This window comes from Rhodococcus sp. IEGM 1408 (assembly GCF_033142235.1).
In the GTDB taxonomy this organism is placed as follows: domain Bacteria; phylum Actinomycetota; class Actinomycetes; order Mycobacteriales; family Mycobacteriaceae; genus Dietzia.
Map to the genome: position 1 here is coordinate 1 of NZ_JAWLRW010000059.1, position 511 is coordinate 511.

General features: G+C 64.4%; 1 pseudogene. It reads left to right on the plus strand.

Annotated features, from left to right (window positions below):
- Nucleotides 1–511 (plus strand): annotated as a pseudogene (locus R4P08_RS18495) (F0F1 ATP synthase subunit beta); the annotation flags it as partial.

The following is a 511-nucleotide window of genomic DNA, read 5'->3' on the forward strand; positions in this document are numbered from 1 at the left end:
ATGATCACCCGTATCGCACGCGAGTTCTCGGGCACCTCGGTGTTCGCGGGAGTCGGCGAGCGCACCCGTGAAGGCACCGACCTTCACCTCGAGATGGAAGAGATGGGCGTCCTCCAGGACACCGCCCTCGTCTTCGGCCAGATGGACGAGCCGCCCGGCACGCGTATGCGCGTGGCGTTGTCGGCACTGACCATGGCGGAGTACTTCCGCGATGTTCAGGGACAGGACGTTCTTCTGTTCATCGACAACATCTTCCGCTTCACGCAGGCAGGTTCGGAGGTGTCGACCCTTCTCGGTCGTATGCCGTCGGCCGTCGGTTACCAGCCCACGCTGGCGGACGAGATGGGTGAGCTCCAGGAGCGCATCACCTCGACCCGTGGACGCTCGATCACCTCGCTGCAGGCGATCTACGTTCCCGCCGACGACTACACCGACCCGGCTCCGGCCACGACGTTCGCGCACCTCGATGCGACGACCGAGCTCTCGCGTCCGATTTCGCAGATGGGTATCT